This window comes from Actinomycetota bacterium (assembly GCA_030776725.1).
Taxonomy (GTDB): domain Bacteria; phylum Actinomycetota; class Nitriliruptoria; order Nitriliruptorales; family JAHWKO01; genus JAHWKW01.
Genome location: JALYHG010000251.1, coordinates 1 through 3,899, shown reverse-complemented (window position 1 = coordinate 3,899; position 3,899 = coordinate 1). Strand labels below are relative to the sequence as shown.

The window sequence follows — 3,899 nt, the reverse complement described above, 5'->3', positions numbered from 1 at the left end:
GTGGGCTGCGCTCATGCCGGTTTCTGCGACGGGATGGGGAGGTCGGGGGGTACTGACACTGGGCTCGCTGGTGGCGGTGGGGTTCCGGTGTAGGTACAGCCGGAGGTTCGAAGCGCGGAGATGGTGGGGACTGGCCAGCGGCGCCACAGACCGAGTAGCAGGGCTTGGGGGCAGCGGCGGCCTGCCGGCGTTTCGATCTGTAGGTGGAGGTGGGGACCTGTGGAGTTGCCGGCGCCTGGGGTGCCGGGGGCGCCGCCGGAGCGGCCGATGCGCTGGCCTGCCGTGAGTACATTTCCGGCGTTCGCATCGACGCGAGAGAGGTGGCAGTAGGTGATCAGGGCGTGCTGGTCGGCGTGGCGGATGGCGACGCCGTAGCCGCAGTTACCCATCTCCCCCGCCCAGCTGACGCCGCCGCCGGCCAGCGCGTAAAGTGTCGTGCCCACCGGCAGGGGGATGTCGGCGGCTACCCGTCCGGAGTGGTGCGGTTTGACGAGCTGCCATTCGGGGTCGCGCGGCGGGGTCCGGTCGGTGGTGACGGCGTGGAGGCCGGCCGGGTCGAACGGCAGCGCGTACCCGTCGATGACGACGCCAGCGTGCGGGGCGCCGGGTCCGTCTGCGCCGGCGAGCGCGTGGTAGTGCGCGATGAGGTCGGCGACGCGGGTCGCGTAGGCCTCCCCGGCGGTGGGGTTGGGGTTGGCCGGGCCGGCGTTGTAGCGCTTGGCGGCCAGTCGCGGGTCGTCGCGCCCGCCGAGATCCACGAGGAACCGGGCGGCGGAGTGCACGGCGTCGTAGGTGTTCCACGGGTCGGCGATGCCGTCCCCGTCCCCGTCGGTGGCGTAGCCGTGGCTGTCTGGGGCCGGGGGACCGGAGACGTCGAGGGCGTAGCGGTCGGCCGTGGAGCGCCAGGTGGACCCGAGGAATTGCATGGGACCGCGGGCGCCGGCGTGGTTGATGGTGCCGGGCGGCCAGCACCCGGCCGCCTGGTAGCGGCCGTGGTCGCACTCGACCTTGCCGACCGCGGCGAGCAGCGCCCAGTCGATGTTCCAGACCTCGGCCGCGTCGAGGTACGCGCCCAGCAACGGCTGGGGGATCTCGCCGTGCAGCGTTGATACGTCGAAGCGCGCAGCGACGAAGCCGGAGGTGCTGCTGGTTGGGCCGACGAGTGTCAGCGGCAGCGCGAGCGTGCTGGCGGCGAGGAGGAGGACGGCGCGACGCATCACTGCACCGTGCGGGAGGCGACCAGCTCCCAGCCGCCGTCCGGCTGCAGGGTGAGGTTGAGGTCGTAGATCGAGGTGTGCTGACGTCCTCCGCCCGGGGGCTGGTGGGTCGCGACTACCCGGACGGTCGTCCGGTCGTCGCCGGCCGCGACGGCGACGGCGCCGAGGTCGAGGACCTCGAGACGCTGCGCGGTCAGGCCGGCAACCACCGCTCGCTCGGCGACCGCGACTGGGCTGCGACCACCGTGCTGAGTCGCAGCAGCGGGTACCGGCCTTTCCGGGGGATGTGCGGGCAGCTCTGGAAGGCGGTCGATGGCGAGCTGCGAGATGGCCGGTCGGCCATGTTCCGTCGTGTCGGTGGCCGAGCGGAGCGGAGGGCCGCTGGTGCAGGCGGCGGTGACCGTGAGCGTGGCAAGGGCAACAGCGGTGCGACGCATGGACGGCTCCTGGTCGGGGAGGGAGTGCGGACGCCGACGAGCCGCCAGTGACGGGTGCGCGCTGGTTGCACGGCGGTCACACGGCCGAGGCGGGGCCGTGGACTTCCTGTGGCGACGACTCCGGCGTGGGCCGGAGTGGAACGAGGAGGAGGCGCGTGATGTCGCTGGTGTCGATGCGGCTGTTGGCGCAGGTCCCACCGCTGGACCCGGCGGACGGCCGGCAGTGGATCCCCAACTACGACCGGATCATCTCGGCCCTCAACGGCCTGACGCTGGCCGGGCTGCTGTTCGCTGCGGGGGTCGTGGTGGTCGGCGGTGCGACGTGGGCGCTGGCCGCGAACCGTGCGCACACCCAGGGGGTGACCTGGGGCCGGTTCATGGTCATCGGCGGGTTCGTGGGCGCGATCGTGATCGGGGCTGCGGTGGCCATCGTCAACGCCGGGTTCCGGCTCGGGAGTTGAGTGGTGGGCGACGGGTACGGCCCGCGTACCCCTACGCAACGGCTGTGGCTGGCTGGAGCGGTCGCGCTGGTGGCGGTGCTGTTGGTGGGTGGGGGCTGGCTGTCGTGGCGTGGTCTGTCGCGTCACACGCCGAACTTGTCCGAGTCCTCCGGCGCCACGTCAGATGGCACCGGGGAGCGGGTGGTGTTTGGCGCGCCCGAGATCGTCGATGGTGTCCCGTGGGGCTTCCCGCTCACTCCCCTCGGTGCGGCTGCCGCCGGGGTGATGGCGGTCGCGGTGACCGGACAGCCCGAGGTGGTGTTCGACCCGCGGCGGTTCGGCGAGGTCGCCGACGTGGTGTTCACGCCCGACCAGGCCGCTGCGCAGTCCCGGCAGGTCGATGCGGCGAGGACGGAGTTCGAGCTGTCCGGCTGGGGTCAGCAGCCGCCGTCGCGGCGGACCTACTTCTTCACCCCGCTTGGGGTGAGGCTCGTCTCCTACGACCCCGGCGGGCCGTCCGCACGGGTGGAGGTATGGGCCATGACGATGGTCGGGGTCGGCGACGTCGGCGGCGCGGTGTTCACCACCTCGACCGTCGACCTGGTGGCCAACGACGACGCCGGCACCTGGGTCGTCGCCGCGCTCGACTCGCAGGAGGGACCCACACCGATGGTGGGGGCGGTGGCCTCTGCCCCAGGACGCACCCGCGCCCTGCTGCGCGACGCGCTGCCCATCGTGCCGCTGCCTCTGCCGGTGGCCGGCGCGTGGGAGGGCGCGTGACCGTGAGCGGCCGGTGGCGCAGCGAAGACGGCGCGATCCCGTTCGTGGTGGTCGGCATCGCCGCGCTCGGTGGCGTGCTGGGGCTGGCGTGGGCTGGGCAGGAGTGGGCACAGGGCCTGCTGCGCGAGGCCGGCGGCGAGCTGACCGTGTGGGTGCTGCGCGGCGCGTTCTGGGCGCTCGATCTGGTCGCGTTGCAGGCCGCCTCCGATCCGGTCAACCGCGACTGGTACACCCCGGTGCTCGAGGGGCCGGCCCTGCCGATCTACGCCCTCGCGGCGCTCGTGATGGTCGCGACCCTCATCGCCGAGGTGATCGCCGCGATCGCGACCGGCAACACCACCCGCACCGTCCAAGCCGTCTTCCGGGCGCTGGTCGCCGGGATGCTGGCCAGCGCTGGCGCGTCCCTGCTGCTGGGGGTCGGGGGAGCGCTGTCGAACCTGGGCCGGATCGCGCTGCAGGCGTCGGGTTCCACGGTGGACGCGCCGCTCATCCCGCTGCAGGAGGTGCTCATGGAGTCCGCGTTGGGACGCGAATCCGGCGCTGAGCTGTTCATCGTGTTTATCGCTGGGCTGGTGATCGTGTTCACCGCGCTGGCAATCTACTTCACGCTGGCGATGCGCCCGGTGCTTCTGGCGGCGCTGATCGTGTTCCTCCCGGTCGCCCACGCGTTGAGCGTGTGGACGCCGCTGCGGCGCGTGCAGCTGCGGGCCTGGGCGCTGGCGTTCGCGGTGCTGGTTGCCGACGCGGCCATCCTGACCATGATCGCGGTCACCAACACCGTCGTCGGACAACCCGAAGGCGTGGACCGGCTGGTCTTCGGCACGTTCGGTCTGCTGCTGGCCGCCCTGGCCCCCGCCGCACTGGCCAGGATCGTGGGCACCCCGGAGCTGCAGACCGCCGTGCAGGCGATGTCACGCGGGTCGCAGGTCGTCGCGGTCGGCGCCGGCGTCGCCGCAGCCAAGGGCGTGCTGTTCGCCGGTGGCCTGCCCCGCGGCACCCGCGCCACCGCAGCCGGCGGGCTCACC

5 protein-coding genes are annotated in these 3,899 nt (G+C 72.8%); 3 read left to right on the top strand and 2 right to left on the bottom strand.

Annotated elements, in window-relative coordinates; genetic code table 11:
- Positions 1-11 precede the first annotated feature (11 nt).
- The gene (locus M3N57_12225) at positions 12-1,217 is read right to left on the bottom strand and encodes a peptidoglycan DD-metalloendopeptidase family protein (protein MDP9023436.1); all 1,206 of its coding nucleotides are present in this window, start codon (positions 1,215-1,217) and stop codon (positions 12-14) included.
- Complete coding sequence (locus M3N57_12220; protein ID MDP9023435.1) at positions 1,217-1,426, bottom strand: hypothetical protein; 210 nt, start codon at positions 1,424-1,426, stop codon at positions 1,217-1,219. The genes M3N57_12225 and M3N57_12220 overlap by 1 nt, the downstream gene beginning before the upstream one ends.
- Positions 1,427-1,812: 386 nt before the next feature.
- Between M3N57_12220 and M3N57_12215 the strand changes: the two genes are divergently transcribed.
- The 3 genes from M3N57_12215 to M3N57_12205 form a co-directional block, all read left to right on the top strand.
- The gene (locus M3N57_12215) at positions 1,813-2,115 is read left to right on the top strand and encodes a hypothetical protein (GenBank protein ID MDP9023434.1); all 303 of its coding nucleotides are present in this window, start codon (positions 1,813-1,815) and stop codon (positions 2,113-2,115) included.
- Between the two features lie 3 nt (positions 2,116-2,118).
- On the top strand, positions 2,119-2,874 hold the full coding sequence (locus M3N57_12210) for a hypothetical protein (GenBank protein MDP9023433.1): 756 nt from the start codon (positions 2,119-2,121) through the stop codon (positions 2,872-2,874).
- Positions 2,871-3,899 (top strand): hypothetical protein (locus M3N57_12205; protein ID MDP9023432.1); only part of this gene is annotated, 1,029 nt, incomplete at its 3' end. The genes M3N57_12210 and M3N57_12205, both read left to right, overlap by 4 nt.